The 20,462-nt window shown below is 32.8% G+C and carries 15 protein-coding genes; 7 read left to right on the top strand and 8 right to left on the bottom strand.

The genetic code is table 11. The features are described from left to right. Positions 1-6: 6 nt before the first annotated feature. The 6 genes from E0W69_RS09065 to E0W69_RS09040 all read left to right on the top strand — a co-directional run bounded on the left by E0W69_RS09065 (position 7) and on the right by E0W69_RS09040 (position 6,737). Entirely contained in the window at positions 7-2,517 is a 2,511-nt protein-coding gene (locus tag E0W69_RS09065) for a beta-L-arabinofuranosidase domain-containing protein (protein WP_131329743.1), read from the top strand. A gap of 563 nt (positions 2,518-3,080) precedes the next feature. Continuing rightward, complete coding sequence (locus E0W69_RS09060; protein WP_191968018.1) at positions 3,081-3,767, top strand: aspartate/glutamate racemase family protein; 687 nt, start codon at positions 3,081-3,083, stop codon at positions 3,765-3,767. Positions 3,768-4,006: 239 nt separating this feature from the next. After that, the gene (locus E0W69_RS09055; protein ID WP_131329741.1) at positions 4,007-4,762 is read left to right on the top strand and encodes an alpha/beta hydrolase; all 756 of its coding nucleotides are present in this window, start codon (positions 4,007-4,009) and stop codon (positions 4,760-4,762) included. A gap of 181 nt (positions 4,763-4,943) precedes the next feature. After that, the gene (locus E0W69_RS09050; RefSeq protein ID WP_131329740.1) at positions 4,944-5,300 is read left to right on the top strand and encodes a SnoaL-like domain-containing protein; all 357 of its coding nucleotides are present in this window, start codon (positions 4,944-4,946) and stop codon (positions 5,298-5,300) included. Positions 5,301-5,314: 14 nt separating this feature from the next. Next, positions 5,315-6,163, top strand: a complete 849-nt coding sequence (locus E0W69_RS09045) for a helix-turn-helix domain-containing protein (RefSeq protein WP_131329739.1) — start codon at positions 5,315-5,317, stop codon at positions 6,161-6,163. Between the two features lie 85 nt (positions 6,164-6,248). Further along, positions 6,249-6,737 carry a hypothetical protein gene (locus E0W69_RS09040; protein ID WP_131329738.1) on the top strand — a complete coding sequence of 163 codons (489 nt, stop codon included), beginning with the start codon at positions 6,249-6,251 and terminating at the stop codon, positions 6,735-6,737. 523 nt (positions 6,738-7,260) lie between these two features. On the opposite strand, the gene E0W69_RS20835 is transcribed toward E0W69_RS09040, so the two are convergent. Together E0W69_RS20835 and E0W69_RS09030 are read right to left on the bottom strand one after the other, a co-directional pair. Continuing rightward, positions 7,261-7,431, bottom strand: coding sequence for an IS3 family transposase (locus E0W69_RS20835; RefSeq protein WP_131329737.1), 171 nt, complete (start codon positions 7,429-7,431; stop codon positions 7,261-7,263). Between the two features lie 546 nt (positions 7,432-7,977). Then, positions 7,978-8,772 carry an alpha/beta hydrolase gene (locus E0W69_RS09030; RefSeq protein ID WP_131329736.1) on the bottom strand — a complete coding sequence of 265 codons (795 nt, stop codon included), beginning with the start codon at positions 8,770-8,772 and terminating at the stop codon, positions 7,978-7,980. 876 nt (positions 8,773-9,648) lie between these two features. On the opposite strand from E0W69_RS09030, the gene E0W69_RS09020 reads away from it, so the two are divergent. Beyond that, positions 9,649-10,284, top strand: coding sequence for a TetR/AcrR family transcriptional regulator (locus tag E0W69_RS09020; RefSeq protein WP_225321461.1), 636 nt, complete (start codon positions 9,649-9,651; stop codon positions 10,282-10,284). Between the two features lie 965 nt (positions 10,285-11,249). On the opposite strand, the gene E0W69_RS09015 is transcribed toward E0W69_RS09020, so the two are convergent. The 6 genes from E0W69_RS09015 to E0W69_RS08990 all read right to left on the bottom strand — a co-directional run bounded on the left by E0W69_RS09015 (position 11,250) and on the right by E0W69_RS08990 (position 20,437). Beyond that, a complete protein-coding gene (locus E0W69_RS09015) occupies positions 11,250-12,590 on the bottom strand; it encodes a TolC family protein (protein ID WP_131328953.1) in 1,341 nt (446 codons plus the stop codon). 42 nt (positions 12,591-12,632) lie between these two features. Continuing rightward, the gene (locus E0W69_RS09010) at positions 12,633-14,000 is read right to left on the bottom strand and encodes an HlyD family secretion protein (RefSeq protein WP_131328952.1); all 1,368 of its coding nucleotides are present in this window, start codon (positions 13,998-14,000) and stop codon (positions 12,633-12,635) included. Positions 14,001-14,021: 21 nt separating this feature from the next. Then, complete coding sequence (locus E0W69_RS09005; protein ID WP_131328951.1) at positions 14,022-16,262, bottom strand: peptidase domain-containing ABC transporter; 2,241 nt, start codon at positions 16,260-16,262, stop codon at positions 14,022-14,024. Positions 16,263-17,623: 1,361 nt separating this feature from the next. Continuing rightward, positions 17,624-17,983: a hypothetical protein gene (locus E0W69_RS09000; RefSeq protein WP_131328950.1), complete on the bottom strand. Its 360-nt coding sequence runs from the start codon at positions 17,981-17,983 to the stop codon at positions 17,624-17,626. Between the two features lie 60 nt (positions 17,984-18,043). Next, entirely contained in the window at positions 18,044-18,310 is a 267-nt protein-coding gene (locus E0W69_RS08995; protein ID WP_131329734.1) for a hypothetical protein, read from the bottom strand. Between the two features lie 489 nt (positions 18,311-18,799). Beyond that, a complete protein-coding gene (locus tag E0W69_RS08990) occupies positions 18,800-20,437 on the bottom strand; it encodes a vitamin K epoxide reductase family protein (RefSeq protein ID WP_131329733.1) in 1,638 nt (545 codons plus the stop codon). Between the last annotated feature and the right edge of the window lie 25 nt (positions 20,438-20,462).

The following is a 20,462-nucleotide window of genomic DNA, read 5'->3' as shown; positions in this document are numbered from 1 at the left end:
TTTGGTATGAAAATAAGTGCTTCAATCATTCTCATTTTCTCGAGTCTCTTCGTATTTAATAATGTGGATTCTCAAAGTAATCCTGGTAACTACATTTTCAATCGAAAGCCATTAAAACAAGATGTTTATGTGCAATTACCATTGGGAAGTATAAAGGCAAAAGGATGGTTGCTGAATCAACTTGAATTGCAAAAAGAGGGATTTACAGGGCATGCAGAAGAGTTGTATTCTGGAGACAACGAACTTGGTTCGAATTCTGATTGGCTTGGTGGATCTGGAAATGGGTGGGAAAAGGTTGCTTATTATGTAAAAGGACTTGTGTCTTTAGCCTATATTTTAAATGACGAAGATTTAAAATTGAAATCCCAAAAATGGATTGAATATACACTCTTACATCAACAAGATAATGGATTATTTGGGCCTCCTAAAATGAATGATTGGTGGCCTCGAATGCCTTTTATGTATGCATTACAGACGTATTACGAGGCGACAAACGACCATCGTGTTATCCCATGTTTAATTAAATATTTTAAATATCAATTGGCTAACTTAAATGCGCAACCCTTAGATAGTTGGGGTAAATCAAGGGCTGGAGATAATATAGAATTGGTATTATGGGTGTATAACAAAACTGGAGATTCATTTCTACTTGAACTAGCCAATAAACTTAGGATGCAGGCTTATCAGTGGCAAGATATTTTTACAGGTAATACGTTTCATTATTATGGAGACGATTATCAACCAAGACACATGGTAAACGTTGCTCAAGCATTGAAATATCCTGCAGTATGTGCAGAGTTTTCTACTGATTCTATTTATAAGACTGCAATGCAAAAAGGGATGGCGCATATTTTTGACGAAAATGGTCAACCTGAAGGTTTGGGCGCAGGGACGGAACACATGTCAGGACATAATTCAATTGAAGGTGTGGAAACTTGTACTGTTGTAGAGTGGATGCAAAGTTTAGAAACCGCATCACGCGTATTTCATGATGGAAGCATAGGCGATTTTTTGGAAAAAGTAGCTTTTAACGCTCTGCCCGCACAGTTTAGTAGAGATTTGAAAGAGCATTCCTATTATGCCCTACCAAATGAAATAAGGGCTGCGGAGGGATTGCATGGTTTTAATCAAGACTATAACAATGGCCTACTATTAAGTCCATATTCTGGTTATCCTTGTTGCAGGTTTAATATGCATATGGGCTGGCCTTATTTTATAAAAAATAGTGTAATGGCTACTCCAGATAATGGTATTGCAATTAATACTTATGGTCCTATGGAAGTAAATGCAATAGTTGGTAATAATAATAAATTACAAGTAGAAGAAGAAACAAATTATCCATTTGAAGAAATGATTAATCTTCATTTGAAATTGAATCATTCAGAAAAATTTCCGATTCGCCTGCGAATTCCAAATTGGTGTAATTCCCCACAGATATGGGTTAATGGTAAGTTGTTGAATCATATTAAAAAAGGAACTATTGCAGAATTAAATCGTAGTTGGAAAAATGGAGATAAAATAAGTTTGAAATTTCCGATGCATATTTCGATAAAAAAAGAAGTAAACAATGCTGTAAGTGTGGAAAGAGGTCCGATTGTATATGCGTTGAAAATTGGGCAAAATATAACTCATTTAAAAGAGCACAAGGTTCCAGGCTTTTATGATACTCAGATAATACCCTCTACTCCTTGGAATTATGGACTTTTGTTAAATACTGATGATGTAAATAATCAATTTGAAGTGGTTAAGACTAGGATGACAAATGATCCCTATATTATGAATCGAACACCTATTCAATTAAGGGTAAAAGCAAAAAAAATACCATCTTGGACTGCTGACTATCGCGGTACTTCGGCATTCGATGTTCCTTTGAGCCCTATTGCTTCAAATGAAAAGACAGAGGAAATTACCCTCATTCCGTTTGGATCTGAAAATATTCGGATAAGCATTTTTCCTACTATTGGAGAGTCTAGATGGATTTCTACTGATTTAAAGGAGGTTTTTAAAGACAATAAGTCGAATGGTTGGGTTGTATATGGAGGTAATTGGTTTTATAAAGACAATGCTATCAATTGTGGTTCCATTGATGTAAATAATTCTGGTGCTGGTCCTAAAATTATAGCAACAGGAACAAAATTTTCTGATTTTAACTATAGTGCTAATATTACAATTAAAATGAACGGCAATGCAGGATTGGTTTTTCGTGTAAATAAACCAGCTATTGGTACCGATGCATACAACGGATACTATGTAGGATTGGATGCTGAGGAAGGTCAAGTGGTATTTGGAAAAGCAAGTGGAGGAAAATGGGAAGTGATTAAATCTGCTCCCAAAGACATTAAATTAAATGAAAATTACCAGATAAAAGTAAATGCAAAAGGGGACGCGTTCGAAATTTTTGTAAATGGAAATTCTATTATTACGGCAAATGATGCTACTTATATAAATGGAAATATTGGCTTGCGAGCGTTTAAGGCATTAGCCAAAATGGATAATATTTATGTTCAAGCATTATAGACAATATGCATTGTAATTAATATAATTTTAATGGTAATTTTTCAATTCTATTTTGACTATATTTTTTTCTATAATCTCCAGTATGTTAGCAGAGGTTTAATAGATGTTTAATAGAGTTTTTTGGAAATTTTATCCTTGAAAATATTGATTTGTATGCATTTAGGTAATATAAAATTTGGAGATGTATTTTTCGCAAGATTTTTAAAGTAAAAACTAAAACAGATTACTAAAATATAGGAATTTATTTAAACGATATTTATAGAATTAATAGAGGTTTTTTGGGGGTACTAAATTTCAATATAGAGCTATTATTTATTTATGTTTTATTATGGAGTACTTATAATCCAACTCTTAAGCCATATTTCCACTTTTTGTATTTAGATATAATTCAATTATATAGACTATGTGTGTATTTCAATGTTATTAAAAGTTCTGATAGTATAATTTTATGAATTATATCTCAATATCGAGCGGATAATCTATATAAATATTTGTATTTTAATGTATTCTGATTGGAACTATTCATGAGAATTGTGTTACTCTGGAATGGATATCTTAAAAAAATGAAAACTATAGGAATAGTAGGGGGTATTAGCCCGGAATCTACATCAGTGTATTATAAAGAACTTAATAACGGAATCCGTATACGTACTCAACAGCAGCATCAGGCCAAAATGATTATTTTTTCAGTTGATGGAGGAGAGATTTGGCAATTTAGGCAAAAAGGAGATTGGTCATCACAAGGCAAAATTATTGCCAATGCTGCGCTCGCATTACAAAAAGCGGGGGCTGATTTTATTTTGCTGGCAGGAAATACCCTCCATCTGGTTGCAAACTTTCTAGAGTCTGTAATTAATATACCTTTTTTACATATAATTGATATCACCGCAATTAGCATAAAAAAAGCAGGAATAAAAATTATCGGCCTTACTGGAACGAGTATCACTATGTCGGAAAGATTTTATATTGAACGCCTTTCTCAGCACGGCATCAAAGCAATAGTTCCCAACAAAGATGATCAAGCAACCATGGATAGAATTATATACAAAGAATTAATTCAGGGAGTCGTGAGTACCGAATCTAAAGTTGCCTATACCAAAATTATCAATAATCTTGTTTTGTCTGGCGCAGAGGGAGTTATACTTGGCTGTACTGAATTAACGTTGTTTAAGCCATTAGATTGCTCTACTATACTATTCGATACTACACTCATTCATATTGAAGCAGCAATAAATTATGCACTTGAATAGAGGGCAATCAATCATAGGTTAGCATTTATTAAGAAGTTAAATTCCTTTCATGTTCTAAATAAATCTTTCTGAAATTCGGCTAATTTATTTCTATGAAGCCCTCTGTTAAATTGCTTTTGAGCTGTTACTTTTCGCGAAGCCTTTTTTTATAAGATGTGATTTCAATCACATCTTTTTAGTGATCATAGTCCTATTTTTCTTGTTGTGTCCAACTTAGTTTTGTACAAACAAATAAGATTATGAAAATTTATATTTCACTTTTAGTCCTAGCGCTTATGGTTGGTATGCGTACTCCAGCACAAACTAAAACAATAAGGAAACCAACTATTGTATTCGTTCATGGTATTTGGGCAGATGGAAGCAGTTTTGCTAAACAAATAAAAGCTTTACACGCCAGCGGATACGATGTAAAATCTGTTCAAAACCCTATCACATCGCTATCTGACGATGTTGTAGCTACACAACGGATAATTGATCAGATAGAAGGTCCTGTCATTTTAGTTGGACATTCATGGGGAGGCTTTGTTATTTCTCAATTTAGTCAAGAATCCAAAGTCGAGGGGCTGGTATATATAGCGGCATTCGCTCCTGAAATGGGAGAGAGTGTAGCTTCTTTAAACGAAAAAGTATCAAATACAACTTTGTCTAAATATTTCATCGTTCAAAATAGCTTCGTTTATCTTTCTGAACAAGGAGTAAAAACTGCATTCGCACCTGATTTGGATGCAAAAGATCAAGCGTTGATATATGCTACCCAAACGCCAGCGGCTCAGCATATTTTTTCAGAAAGAAGTAAAGATCCCGCGTGGAAAAATAAACCTACATGGTATATAGTCGCAAAGAATGACAAAGCCATTAATCCGGACTTAGAGCGCTTCATGGCAAAAAGATCTAAAGGAAAGACTATAGAAATATCCTCTAGTCATGTAATCATGAATTCACATCCCAAAGAAGTGCTTCAAGTGATTAAGGATGCAGCCAACTATAAATACTAATTAGTAATGATGTAAGAACTACATACTTGCCATATTAATGGATTTATAGATATTTTGTTGACAATAAAATGCATAGTTTAGGAAACGTTGTTGTAAACTATGCATTTATAGTACTAATTATTGAGTTACACAATTTAGCTACATATAATTTTTTTTACTTAATTTAAAAATTGAAAGTTTTATGACTATACAAGAAATCGCGACCGGATTGGTTGATTTACTTAGATCTGGATATTTTGAGAAGGCTCAAAAGACATTCCTAGCAGAGGACGTAGTCAGTATAGAACCTAACGGATCTATTTTTCCACAAGAAACCGAAGGACTCAGCAATATTTTACAAAATGGCGCCAATTTTAGGGCAAATATTGATAAGGTAAATCATTTAGAAATTTCAGATCCACTTGTGACAGACAATACCATCGCTATTTTATTTTCTTTTGAAGCGGACACTAGCGACAAGGGTAGGATTTCGTTTAAGGAAGTTTGTGTATTTTTAGTAAAAGGGGAAAAGATTTTCCAAGAAATTTACTATTATTGAAAATAAACAAGAAGATGGAATACGGCTATAAAAAAATTGATTTGTTTGGGCGGTCCTTCATCCAGAAAATAGCGCTGAAACCTCCGTTTGATTTTGATTTTCCAGTAGAGGATCGTGCCTGTTTTTTATATGTATTGAATGGTGAGTTGCGCTATCAGTCTCATTCGGACAATTTCAATATTCCATCTAATTATTCATTGTTGTTGAATTGTCTTCATCCAGGAAAGCGGGTGCAGAATGCGGATTCCAATGACGGAGAGGTCGTAATTGTGACTTTTCACCCCGACGTACTTAAGAAAATCTATGAAAACGATCTTCCTAAGATTTTGCGACCGAGTCACAAAGTGAGCAACCAGTCAGGCAGCATGGTCAACAATGATTTCCTGATCCAAAAATACGTAGAAGGACTTCTTTTTTATTTTGAAAACCCCGTTTTGGTTGATGAAGAAATCCTTGTATTGAAACTAAAGGAAATTATTCTTTTATTGGCCCAAACGCAGGATGCAGAGACGATGCAGGTTATATTGTCCCAACTTTTTTCACCTACAACCTATAGTTTTAAACAAATAATTGAAGCAAATTCAATCGAACAAGTCGGTATTGAAGAGTTAGCAAAGAAAACCAATTTAAGTTTATCCTCCTTCAAAAGGGAATTTGCGAAAATGTACAATAATACTCCAGCCAAATACCTTAAAAATAAGAGGTTGGACAAGGCTGCTGAACTTCTTTTGGTTTCAGATAAACCTATTACAGAAATTGCGTTTGATTGTGGTTTTAATGATTTGGCGAACTTTACTAAGAGTTTCAACGACAAATTCCATGTTTCGCCCAGTAAATACAGATTGGACCGAATTGCCAAGTAATTGACCTAATTTACGAAGTTTTCCATTTTCGATTGTTGCAGTTTTGCATTGTCAATAAAGACAATGTAAATTCAAATTGTAAAAAATGGGACTATCAAATTTGGGTATTTTTCACACTATTATCGGTATAGTGGCTATAGTTGCCGCAGTTGTAGCATTCGTTAGAAACGGTAAGATAGATTTAAGCCGTGTTACAGGCAAAATATATTTTTATTTTACTGTTGTCACCTCCTTAACGGCGCTGGGGTTATCTCACGTCAAAGGTGTGAACCCTGGGCATATCCTTGCATTGCTGGTTTTGATTTTGGTATCATTGGCTTATTACCTTTATCTGAAAAAAAAGGGAAACAACAAGTTTCGTTATTTAGAAAATTTCTCCCTGTCATTTAGCTTTTTCCTTTCCATGATTCCAACTGTCAATGAGACTTTTAATCGTATCCCGGTTGGGCATCCTTTAGTACATGGCCCTAAAGATCCTCTGATTGGCAAGACGCTTCTTTTGCTCTTTGTTATGCTTATAGTTGGTTCTATTTTACAATTAAGGAGACAAAGAAAAATAAACAAATCCTTGTAATTATTCAACTTCTTTTACTGATTGAATATCAAAGAGTACCTAGCTGTTTTTTATAGTTGATTCTATGTATCATTAAAAAGCACTATATTTTTCGAAACAGATTGCTTTTTAGCTTTATATAAGTAAAATCAGTCAACGACTATTTATTCCGGTTAGATCGCCCTTTTGACTCATGGATTGTGTAATATTGCGATTGCCTAGTTTATGCCTGAATGCCTCACTGGCATATTGTATGCCCGATCTGAATGAAACAATATTCCTTTACTTGGTGGACGGTTCATAAATGCTATATGCAGGGCCTTTACCGAATTATTTAAAACCGTCACGTAGGGGGGAAGGCCCGCCAATTATTTTTTCTATCATACAAATCCATTACTATAGTTACATATAACCAGCCTTGAAAAGTAGGTATGTGAGCCATATCACTCACCCACTTTTGTGATGGCAATTCAGCGTAGAAATAACGGTCCAATAAATTGTTACTTATTTTGTATCTATGACTGGAATCGGTTGTACATACACGCTAACGCTTTCTGACAATACTTTTCAAACTTTTGCGACGCATGATATTAGCCACCATCTTTAATGATACATATTGACCGTTTTCGTTTAGTTCTGCTTTGATCCGTGGACTACCATATCTCTTATGGCTGCTGTTATGTATTTCAACGATTTGTTGATCCAACTTTGTCATAGTTTGATTCGGGCATTTTCTCTAGCTGTAATAAGCACTACAACTTATATGTAACACCTTACACATCATCCTAACGATATAATCTTTCTCATTGGATTTTATAAATTCGCAGTAGTCTTTTCGTTCCTTGAGAAAATACTAAGTGCTTTTCTTAGTATTTCGCTTTCCAATTTTATTTTTCGAAGTTTTTTTTCCAAACGGCGGATTTTTAATTACTCTTCACTTAATTTGGTATTGTCTGGTAATAAGTTGTCGCCTTTATATAATGGATAGTTCCGCCATTTACTTAATAACTCGGAACGAATACCTAATTCCTGCGCTACTCATTTTACTAATTCTCTACTAATCTATAATCCTACTGCTTTTTCTTAAATTCTTCTGTAAATAATCTTAGTTTCATTGAATACAAATTTAATTTTATAATTTTTAAATCTGTCTCCAACGTTTAGGGTAAATAGCTGTATGTGATTTAAGGAAAAAATAGACATAATTTCCACCTGGTATTTTGTTTATCAGTTTTTTACTGGAAAATTTAGCTTTATATCATTACAGCTTTTCAATCGCTTTTAGAGTTTGGACCGGTTCTATCACCATAGCCTGCAAGTGGTCTCCAGAATATTCAAAAAATGCTTTCGGTTCAGGTGCATTTTTAAAAATTAGTTGTCCCTGTTCAAAAGGTACGGTTGAGTCTCCTCTACCATATATAAATAGTTTTGGTATGCCACTTAAAGATTTTACATCCTCCTTTGCGGAATAGGGAGATACTACATATTTTTCAATTATCGCTTTCATTTCAGGTTTGAAACGAATCGCAATATCCGTAAAAGAGGACATTCCTCCATCCAAGATCAATCCCGAAATTTTAGCTTTATTTTCTTTCGCTAGATGGGTCGCAATTTGGGATCCCAAAGAAGCTCCATACAAATAGATCTTGGTATTAACGATATCTTTTCTATTTAATAAATAATCAAATATTTTCTGACCATCCTCTGCTACATTCAGGTGTGTGGGCTTTCCTGTGGATTTTCCGTAGCCCCTTACGTCCACCATAACTACTTGAAATCCATCCGTTACGAGTGGTTTTGTTATGTATTGGTAGGTAGAGATGTTGCCCGCAGCCCCATGGAAAAACACAATCGTTTTCTTGATGGTATGGGATTCCGGTTTTAATATGACTGCAGTGATGGTGTCATGCTCTACTGGAAAATTAATGTTTTCGATATTTTTAAACGCTAATAGCTTCATTTCTTTTTTAGGTTGATAGAAATTATCGTCCATTTGAGCCTTAGTTGAAAATGACGCGGATAGAAGAAGCAAGGAAAATAATACGTTTTTTTTCATTTTTCATTTTTTAGTTAAACCGATATTAGTTTTTGTTGTTTATCTGATTATCTTTTTAGGATGATGTACATTGTTTTTGCCTTTGGTCCATACAGTTCAAAACCAGAAGTGCATGGTGATTTTTAATAGATCAACATGGAATCTTTTACTAATGGGATATGGTTGGTTGTTTTCGGCAATGAGGAGTGGATATGACTATCCAAACGTTTTCGCTTTCGTTGACACAAAAAATAAATGCGAAATTGTCCCGCATGCTTTAATTTTTTTGTTGGTAGTAACCATACTGCTCAAGGCAAGTATTAAAGTAGTAGGTAAGGCCAAAATGGGGATTAATGTAGCAATACTGACGTTTTCTAATACCCGAATGGCAGACAGATGTACTATATTATCAATAGCAACAACTGCCATTGTACAGAATCCAACGACCACACCCTTTAGTATGTTTCTTCGTTTTGCAATCTGCTCGTTGCTTAAGTCTGATGATCTTGTTGATCTCATAAGTATTATATTATTAGTTTTTATGTATTTCGTATCTGGTCGATAAAACTGTTATTCTACAATTTCTTTGATGCTTACTAGGAAGAACCAATCATTAGCTTTTATACAGTATTCAAATATTACACCATACCCCGTTTTTTTTTAGTAGTCTTAATTATCTGAAGATACATTTTTGGTACTCCGAAACAGCTTCGTATTCGGTAGCGTCAAAATTTCGACCATCGTTACATTATATCTACATAATTAAGCAAATATACATATAAAACACTTATCGGTGTCTTAATTTTTTCAGTCAAATAATTCTCAATACGGCAACAAAACTTTGATTAAAGTCTTATGTTTTGGAAATTTCCTTAAACTTGCACATTAACCTTTTGTATGATGGATAGAAAAGAAGTTTCCGGAACCCTGCGTAACAAGGAACGTAGCAAATTAAAATTTTTAGACGCTGTAGGGAAGATATTGAAAACCAAAGGTTTTTCAGCGTTGAAAATCAACAATATTGCCAGTGAAGCAGGTGTGGATAAAAAGATGATTTATACTTATTTTGGAGGCCTGGACGGTTTGGTGGATACATACATACGCTCTCAAGACTATTGGATTAATGTACCGTCTAGCAATATACTTGTCGACTCACACGATGGAGGAAAAACTTTGTTGAAGGAAATGCTATGTAAGCAATTTTTGTATGTTAGTAAAAATGAAGAACTACAAAAATTATTGCTTTGGGGACTATCGGAAGAGCGATCTGCGCTTCGAAAAATGACCGATCTGCAGGAAGAAAATGGCGAAAAACTGTTTAGATCCATTTTTGATCCACAATTTGGAAAAAATGCCAAAATGTTTCGGGCGATAACGGCTATACTTGTTTCAGGTTTGTATTATCTGGACCTTTATGCTTCGGTAAACGGTAGTCATTTTTCTGGAGTAGACATGCAATCAGATGAAGGACGCATACTAGTAGAAGATGCCTTGTCTTTTTTGATCGACAAAACTTATGAACACTTGCAGTAAGAGGTTAAACTAAAGAATAAGCCGTATCATACAGACTATACATTAGAAAAGCTGCCTGCAATTAGAACGTTAAATCTGTGAACTCATATCTTCGTTTTTTGTCAGTCACTACAAGTTATGTCTTGTGCACGATTCCAAGTAATCCAGCAAGTTGTCTAAATAGTTGTCTTATCTTCACCGATAACGTGTACAATATGTGACATCTTTTTGTGAAAATCTAGTCTGCTTTAAAACCTTTTCTCGTCACGGGCATTGGTATCAGGTCTTTTGAAAAAGATACTTTCATTATCTGCTTTATTTGTCCTTTTGGTTCTGCTATTTCTTTAACCACTGTTTTTTATAGTGCCAATTCTTGGGCTTAATCTTTTACTTTTCGGGTGTTTCAGCATGCGGTGTATGTTTGCAATTACGATGGTGCCTAAAGGCGGAAGCAAATCCCCAACTATGGAACAAATGTATGTAGCTGGAAAACTTTAATATTTGTTTTATTTGAAATCAAAAAAACTAATATTTAGACCAATAACTGATTAAATTTTGACCCAGATTTTTCTGAAACTATTGGGATTTTTAAGTTATATTATTTAAAAATGTAAATACTCCAAAAAGAGAGATTTGTTATCCTGTGATTCAAGTATCTTCTTCAGAATTCTTTTATTTATTACAAATTATGGACTGTAATTAATTAATACTAAAAATGTCAAGTAACATTAGTATTTTTAAAATAAACTGGTTATATCTGAAAAACTGTAAGTATAAAAAATAAAGCATTGAAATCTATTGATTATCAATGCTTTATTTTTTATACAAGTGATCCCGCTGGGAGTCATACTATAATAACTAATGCCGTGAATAAAACTTTCTTAAATATTAAAATATTTATTTGCTAACCGAAATGCTAACCTATTTTTATATTATCGAAGATAAGTATATTAATTTGATCATTAATACACAAAATACAGGTATCCTTAAACTTTATAAAACGCCAATATTTTGAACGAAAAGATATAGTTATAATAGGCGTTAATATAATTTGTTTTTGCTTGATATAAAGTATTTAGTGCAGTTAAATAATCTGATAAAGTCGACTTGCCTATCTCAAATCTTTTTTGTGACATCATATAACCTTCTTGTGTTGCATTCAGCGTCCTCTTAGTTGACATATAAACGGATAAATTTGTGTGTGCCGTATTATATGCATTATAAATATCTTGTTTGAGTTGTTGATTGTCTCCTTCGTTTTGAAGTTGTTGTGTTTTTATTTGTACACAGATATTTTTATAATTGTAATAGGCCGTCTTATTATTAAAAATTGGGATGCTCAATGAAAGACCGACATATTGATATAAGTTAATATTGAATAGCTGGTTAAAATAACTATAGGGGTTTCCATAACTATTTGTATATGCATTTGAGTAATTAGAAGATATCGTAGCATTAGCTGATAGTGTAGGGTAAAAACTAGCCTTTGATATAGCCTTTTGATAACCCAATGCTTCTAATTTTAGTTTATCTTCTTTTTGAAGGGGTTGTTTTATTTTAGCGATTTCATATATATATTCAGGTTCTTCTAATATAGGCAGTTGATTTTCTACAACGGTATCTGCTTTATTTATTTCAAAGCCATCTTGAGGATCTATATTCAATAAAAGCATGACTTGTAATTTGGCTTGTTGTATTGCTGATAATTGATTAAAATAAGTAGTACTATCCGATGATAGTTCTCCGACGATTTGTAGGCGGTCACTTTTGGGTTTTTTCCCATATTCTACCTGTTTACTTGTTATGTCAAGTTGCTGTAATGTAAGGTCAATCTGCTGTTGGGAGATTTCTAATTGTTTTTCTGCAAGTAAAACTTGTAAATAGGCTGCTGCAATATTAAGCTTCAAATCATTTTTGAGTCTTTCAGTCTCCAGATTTGCTACCTCCACATTTTTACTATTACACTTAATCGTATTTTTAACCGAGAACCAGTTAAAGAGTGTTATACCAGATGAGAATCCCATACTGTTATAGGTAATATGAGTATTCGTATAAGAATTTGTAGTAGGATCAATTGAACGACCAAATTGTGAGGCGAGTGATGAAGAATAGCTAAGTGTTGGAAATCGATTATTACGTGATTGCTTATAGGTGTTTTCCATCGTCAACACCTGCATTTTAGCAGAATTAATGTATATATTATGTTCGTAAGCATAGTCGATACAATCGTCTAACGTCCATGTTTTTTGAGCCTTTCCTTGTAATGAAAGACACAAGAAAAAAATTATAATACAGCTCCATCCTATATAATTTTGTGTTCTAAGCATGATCCAAATCTTTATTCGTATCCTTTTATATTATTAAAAAAATCATTTATTGAGACTCGTTGCTTTTGTAATATTATAATATAGTCTGTTCAATAAGCTCATATTCTTTGTTATAATTAATGCATCCGCCTTAAGTCCGTCCTTGTATGGAAGGATTTGATGTTGACTTGTAAGTAAGCCATTATTGAGTCTTACAATTCCGAGGTAGCCACTATCCGATACTACTCTCGATATATATATAAGCTTGCCTTTTACTATTCCCTTTTCTTGATATGGATATGCATCAAAGCGCAACTGTACTTCCATACCAGTATCGGCCTTTCCTAAATTATTTTGAGGTAAATATAATTCTGTAAAGAGTTTATTGTTATCAGTAGCTATATAACCGATTGTTTTACCTGATTGTAGGTATTGATTTTTTTGTATGGGTTTTGAAAAATATACAGTACCATCCACTGGAGCAATAAGTACATATTGCTTTATCCAGGTATCTAACGCACTTTTTAGTGTTTGTAGTGCTTGCTCCATTGTTATACGCTGTTGTATTACATCATGATCCAGCTGTTCGAGATCTTTTAGTTTTTCACGTTGTTCATTTTGATTAGAAAATATGCTAGAATTCGTTTGTGGTAGTGCCATTTGCTTACTTAGCAATTGACTTTGATCTTGTCGATATTCTTCAGCAGATATAATTTTAGCATCAAAGAGTTTTTTGTTCATTTTATAATTCTCCTGCGCAAGCTCATTATCCTGTTCTTCAATTTGACGTTGTTGTCCAAGCGCATTATTCATTTTCTTTAATGCACCCAGATCTTGTTCTAACATTGTTTTTTTTCTATCATAAAAGCCGTTGACGTAATAGTCATTGAATTGTTGTAAGGCAGTCATAAAGGTTTGATAAGCGCTTTGATCTTCACCTAATTGATCATAGGGCTGTAGAAATAATGAAGAAATATCTCCGAGCTTATTATCTGTTAGTAATTGATTAGCTTTTTCTACCCGTTTAAATAGGGACAACATTTGATCGATATCTGCAACACTTTCTATGTAAGCTAATGTTGCTCCTTTTCTTATTGTTTGCCCATTTGTTACAAAGAGTTGAGTAATTCTTCCTGACTGATTTGGTACGATTTCTTTAGGGCCATCCAATGAGGTGAGTGTAGTTCTTACTTGAAGGATATCAGGATAGAGAATAAACCCAGAAGTTGTTAGTAAAAGTAATAATATACATAAAAATATCCATAGCGCCCATCTTTCTAAAGGGCCACTTTTATGATCGATTATTTCTTGTGCTTCTTCGGATCTAATGACAATAGATTCTTTTTGATTTATTTCTATTTCAGAATTACATCGTCCGCTTGCTATATCGTCTAATCTTGTTTCTATATTGTCAATATCCTTGTTTGGCATTTTTCCAGTTGAAGTTGTTGTTTAGTTACCTAATTCCAATTGATTTTTGACTAACTCGTAATAATAACCTTTGATTGAAATAAGATAATCATGTGTCCCCTCTTCCACAATATGACCTTTATGTAGCACGACAATCTTGTCCGCATTTTTAACAGTGCTTAATCTGTGTGCAACAATAACGACCGTACGTCCTTTAAAAAAACGTTCCAGGTTCTCTACAATTTCTTTTTCATTGTTTGCATCTAAAGAATTTGTTGCTTCGTCAAAAAACAAATATTGTGGATCTTTATAAATGGCTCTAGCAATTAACAGGCGTTGTTTCTGTCCCTGACTGAGCCCTGTACCCTCACTTCCCAGTTTTGTATAAAATCCGTTCGGAAGAGATTCTATAAAAGAATAAATATTAGCCGTTCTACAACTATAAGTAAGCCTTTCCATGTCTATATTTTCCTGTCCGACAGAAATATTGCGGGCTATTGTATCGTTAAATATATAACCATCTTGCATGACGGTACCACATATACTTCTCCAATAAGAATGATTAATATGGTCGAATCTTAATCCATTACTTTCATCTTGTTTATCAAAATTACCTTCTTGGCTTAATGAGTGATTACCTCCTATAAAAATATCACCGTTATATTGCTCGTAGATCTTAAGAAGCAATTTAAGTAGACTTGTTTTACCACTACCACTGATGCCAACTATTGCAGTCGTTTTACCAGAGGGGATATATAGGTTAATTTGTTCCAATACATTTTCATTTCCCGCACCAGGATAAGAAAAACTTAATTTTTCAATAGATATACTCTTGTCAGTTGGAAGCATAGAAGTATAGCTTCGTTCTGGAGATTCTTCATCAGAAAGACTATGTACTTCATTAAGACGCTCCATACTTATTTTTGCATCCTGAGCTGATTGCACAAAACCAACCCATTGAGAAATAGGTCCACTCATTTGTCCAATGATGTATTGGACGGCTAACATAGTTCCCAGTGTCAATTTACCATCAATGACGAGCTTTGCTACAATAAAACTAATCGCAATGTTTTGTACCTGATTGATCAATGTAGCTCCAGCCGATTGCCACTGACTATAATTGAGGCTTTTAAAACCAAGTCTGAATATAGTAGCCTGTATATTCTCCCATTCCCAACGTTTTTGTCTTTCTGCATTATTGAGACGAATTTCCTGCATCCCTTGTATCATTTGAAGGGTCGCATTGTTTTCCTTAGATGAGATATGAAATGTTTGATAGTTAATTTTTCTTCTGATTCGTAAAAACAGTTGTACCCATGAAAAATAGACAATACTGCCTATTAAAAAAACAAAAAACAACTCCACACTATACATAAGTAAAACGATAGAATAGACAACAAAGTTAACTGTTGAGAAGACTGTACTCAAGGCAGTTCCAGTTAGGAAGCTTTGTATGGTTCTGTGATCACCAATGCGCTGAAGCGTATCACCCGTATGGTGTGTATCATAATAAGACAAAGGTAGACGTCCCAATTTGATCCAAAAATCGGATAGTATTTGTATGTTGAGTAGGTTAGAAAGTCGAAGTAATATCCTGCTACGTATAAAGTCGATGACTGTCTGACTGAAAGTTAGCATTAACTGAGCCATCAATACAATTACTACATACTGGAGATTCTGCGTATTTATTCCGGTGTCAACAATGCTTTGGGTTAAGAAAGGAAAGACGAGTTGTAATAAGGAAGAGACTAAAAGCGCAACACATACCTGTCCGATTTTTCCTTTGCTGTTATATAGATATCGAACTATTAATTTCCAACTGAGTTTTTGTTCTTTTTTATCCTCCTGTTCGTTGAATTTAGGGGTAGGTTCCAGCAAAAGGGCTATACCTGCCTTGCTGCCATCATTTGTTTTACTACTTAACCAATGCGATAAAAAATCATCCTTTGAATAATCCATGATCCTAGCAGCAGGGTTGGCAATTCTTACACTATTCCTTTTATTTGATATTAGAACAACAAAATGGTTTTGGTCCCAGTGCAATATTGCTGGCAACGGAATCTCACTTATTTGTGATTCTGTTAATTGAACCCCTCTTGTACGAAACCCAAAATACTCAGCTGTTGTACTTATTCCCAACAAAGTAACCCCTGTTTTATTGAAGCCCATTTGCCGTCGGAGAAAATCGATAGGAATGCTTTTTCCATAATATTTTGCCACCATTTTCAAACAGGTGGGACCACAATCCATGGTATTCAGTTGTTTATAAAAAGAAAATTTCATCTTTCCAGATATTTTCACATATACAGAAAGAAATAATCTGTATATGAACTATTTATTTACTACTTATCCTTTTAGGTTAAAGCAATTATACGGGGATAGCTATTATGTTAAGATAATTTGATTCAAAATCTCCCCTCCATTTTTTTGTAGATTTTTTATTATTTCTATTAAAAATGGGTAAGAGAAGACTAGGCCAAAGAATTATTTGAACTATATATGAAAACTTGCATAAGATTATATGATCTTTTTCATAGTATCTACTCTAAAAAACAGTATTTGGACTATAATTGCAATTTTCGCCTTTTCATTTATTAATCAAGTTTCATTCTAATCTCTACAATCTGTTTATATAAATTCAAATTAACAAAACCTTCCAACCTTTATATTTTTTCGATATCTTCCAAAAAGACTTTAAATCAAGGATTTCTGAAATAGAAACTAAAATTTGTAAAAAAAGTGCAATCTTATATTACTGTACTTTGATAATTTCTGCAAAATGAAATATACGGTAAAAATGAAGCATCTACTTGTTTTTGTAGGAAGCCCCTCAACCCAAAGGTAAAATAGAATGCTATGGGAGATATATCAAAAATAGAGTGAAATTGGAAAATTATTTCAGCCCCAGAATTTGGAATATGCTATTGGTTGTTTTGTACAACTCTATAACTACCAACACTATCACGAATCTTTGAATAGCCTTACACCCTCCGACGTTTATTATTGCAGAGACTAACTCATTTTAAAACAACAAAACCTCATTAAAAAAAGATCTATAAGCCCACGATATTTTTTTCAACAGCAAAAACTAAATTTATTTCCTAACTTTTAAAACTAAAAAAACTCCTTAAAATTTAGTGTAATTTTATTTGACAACATACATCTCATATAATAAATAAACTGGTACAGAAAACAAAAAACAGTTTTTCTTCAATTTTCGTTTGATGAAGTTTATACCCTCCATAGTAAAAATACATTTTAAATTGATTCTAGAACTATTTTATAGATTATCTGCCTAACATGATATTTTTTAACCCATCATTTAACATTAAATCTCAAATAGTGGAGGTTTGAAATTATGTAATATTTCATTTTGAAAGATCTAAGTATCAACGCAACTAGTTGCAAATGTTAAAATATAAAATAATTATAATTTTAATAAAACTTTATTAAAATAAAGTATCAAAGTTTTAGTTTGATACTTTATTTTAACTTTTGCTTGTAATATTAGACAATTATAGGTAAAATTAGATAGATTTTTAATCACTTTTAGTTTATTTATTTTACCCTAATACAAATTAAACTTTAACTTACTTAGTTTCTTAATAATAATTCTTAACTCAAGTAAGAAATGTGACATTAAATTAATTAATGATCAATAATCCTTTTTTTGCTTCAAGCCCATATTTAAGTAAAGAATCAGAAGGTACTTTCCTCAGAAAATCAACTGAAGAGGGGTTGATACCAGATGCTTTTAGGTCAATATAAAGTAATGAATCATTTGGAGATAAAACCTTGCCTCTAAATACTACGACCCCATTAAAATTTTGACTTACAATGAAATCTCTAATATTTTTAAATTGCTTAGTAGAATCTTTTAGCTCTTTATTAGTCCTTATAGAACTATTAAACTTGATATTAACATTATAATTTATACGATTGAATCCATATAATGATAGAGACAACAAAATTATTGAAGTAATTAGCAGATTTTTCCTTACCATAATCATAAAATATTTGTTTAAATTTATTACTTATAGCGAAACTATATTAAGCGGTAAAATTTAACAACTCCAATCGCTATTGCAGGTATACCCCCCCGAACCGCCAACTCCCTGTCCTTCACAATACTTATTCGCAATTGCGGCCGCTTGTACTGCACTAGAAGCATTCACATCAAACGCTATATTTACATTTCCACCTGCATCACGGCAGGTGCACGCAACAGTGTTTTCAGGACACGTTGGTTCTGCAAGCCCACCTGTAATATTTCGTAATTCATCTTTAGTAAGTACATAAATATTATTATCAGAAGATAATACTTGCATCATTTTGTTTAAGAAACTAATAATTGATAAAATTTTAGGATTAGAAAATATTTTCTTGCAATATAATTATTTTTTCCTATATAAACAATTAATTTAATTATTAAAAATTATGTTGCCCTTTAAGGATAATTATTACAACGTATTATTTTGATTTAAACTCCCAAAGAGTTACATATTAATTTAAATAAACTTAAATTTGACATTAAATTATCAAGGATATGGGTTTGGGAATAAAATATCCTAGTTTTTTAATATATATATCTATTTTCCATTTTGATATACAATATTCTACAATTTGTGAGGAAGGATGTTTTGAATATAGGAGTAATAAAAATGTGCCATCGCCAAGTGATTATTAACATAATCGATACCTTTATACTTGACTCGTTCTTAATATTTTGGCTTTTATTTCTAGCAATAACATTATAATATCACATTAATGGTTTTGCTAATGTAGATAAAGATGATCGCCTTTCATGCCTAGTCGGCTTTTTAAACAGAAAGTAAATATTTTAAATCTGTTACTGAATACTGTTCTGGTAACAGATAACCATTTAAAAAAAAAGTAGGTGTAAAAGCAATCTCTGTCTTGTTGCACCATTGCCTCATTGCTTTTACTTTTTCTCCTTGTTGGTTTAATTCACCGTTCATTGGATATTTAGCAGCAAATAAGCCATAATTCTTTTTATCTGCCAAATACCAATCATCAAGCGCTTGTTTTGTCTGTTGTTTATTATTCATTCCAGCTATTGCGAGCAAATGTTTTACAGGATATGCTTTAATATCCTTTTCATCATCTGAGGCTGTAAATATTATTTGTACTTGAACATCTGGATTGTTTTTTAATAATTCTTCGATAGCGGGGTGAGCTTTAGCACACGGGCCACAATAAGGGTTACAAACTTTAATCAATTTATATTTTGCATTAGGATGTCCCAAACTAATACCCAAGCCATCCGAAGGCTCGCTGATTGACCTTTGCTTAATAAGTAAGGTATTAAATATCTGCGGATTATGCTTTAACCTTTGTAATTCATTTTTGTTTTGTTTATTTTCCCTCGCAGAACGTAAAGCAGGCAATAAAATACTTACAATCAGAAACGTAATTGTAAATGAGAGTAGTACAATAAATACATTTAAAACATGAATATTAGTAATATTAAACGTTTTGTAATATCCCCCAAAAAATACGCACATAAACTGTAAAGCTAAAATCGCTTGTACAGTTAAACACAAAGTGCACCATTGTTTTGCAATTTTTGCTTGGTAATAAATAGAGAATATAATATAAGGCAATGCTAATACACTCAACCATATAAGAATATCCAAATTAGTCCGGTTATATATTCCCGACACAAGCAAACTTATTAACATTCCAGCGAAATAAGTAAAGCCAATAGTGCTCCAACTAATGCCAAAAATAGAGGAACCTGTGGAACTCAAGATTGCATTGCAATTCGTTTTCTTTCCTCTAGAGCAAATTTGTTGTAGAGCGGGATTATACTTATCCACTTCATACCAAAGCAATAATGTCCCTATAAAAGTACCTGCTAATGCAAGCAATGTGTACACCACAGCAGGGAATGCAGAAATCTCAAAACTTACAAAACAAATAACGCATGCTATAATTGTTAAAAGAGGCATCGACAATAGCGAAATAATCTTTTTAATTTGGCTTACCTTCTCATGTTTTAGATGTTTTGCATAATCCGTCTCTCCTGCCATATCAGAAGCTTCAGCCAACAAAATATAACCACTAAACAATTCATTGAATTGACCATAAGATAAACTTATTTTTTTCTTTTCTATTGGATGCCAAAAAAAAATCTGATTGTTGCTTGTATTAAAAACAACTGAGAAAAGATTTTCGTGACCTATCTTAAGTTGCGTTATAAATGGAACAGGAAATTCTGAAAAATTTTCAATTTCTTTTTTAATTGCAAAATTTTCTACACCTAAACTTTTTAAAACATCACTTATGGACAATAAGCTAGGATAATCTGGATGTTCCTCCAACTCTTTTTGAAGAGTCGTTTTTGTAATTGTAACTTTTAACTCGTGGCAAAAAATGTAAGTGATATTCGCTATATTGGAAGTCGGACTAATTAAGTTATTAAATAGGTCTTTCATATAAGTCTTTTACAATAAAATCATA

The sequence above is a fragment of the Rhizosphaericola mali genome, from assembly GCF_004337365.2.
Classification (GTDB): Bacteria; Bacteroidota; Bacteroidia; order Chitinophagales; family Chitinophagaceae; genus Rhizosphaericola; species Rhizosphaericola mali.
This window is presented reverse-complemented; position numbering and strand designations above follow the sequence as displayed.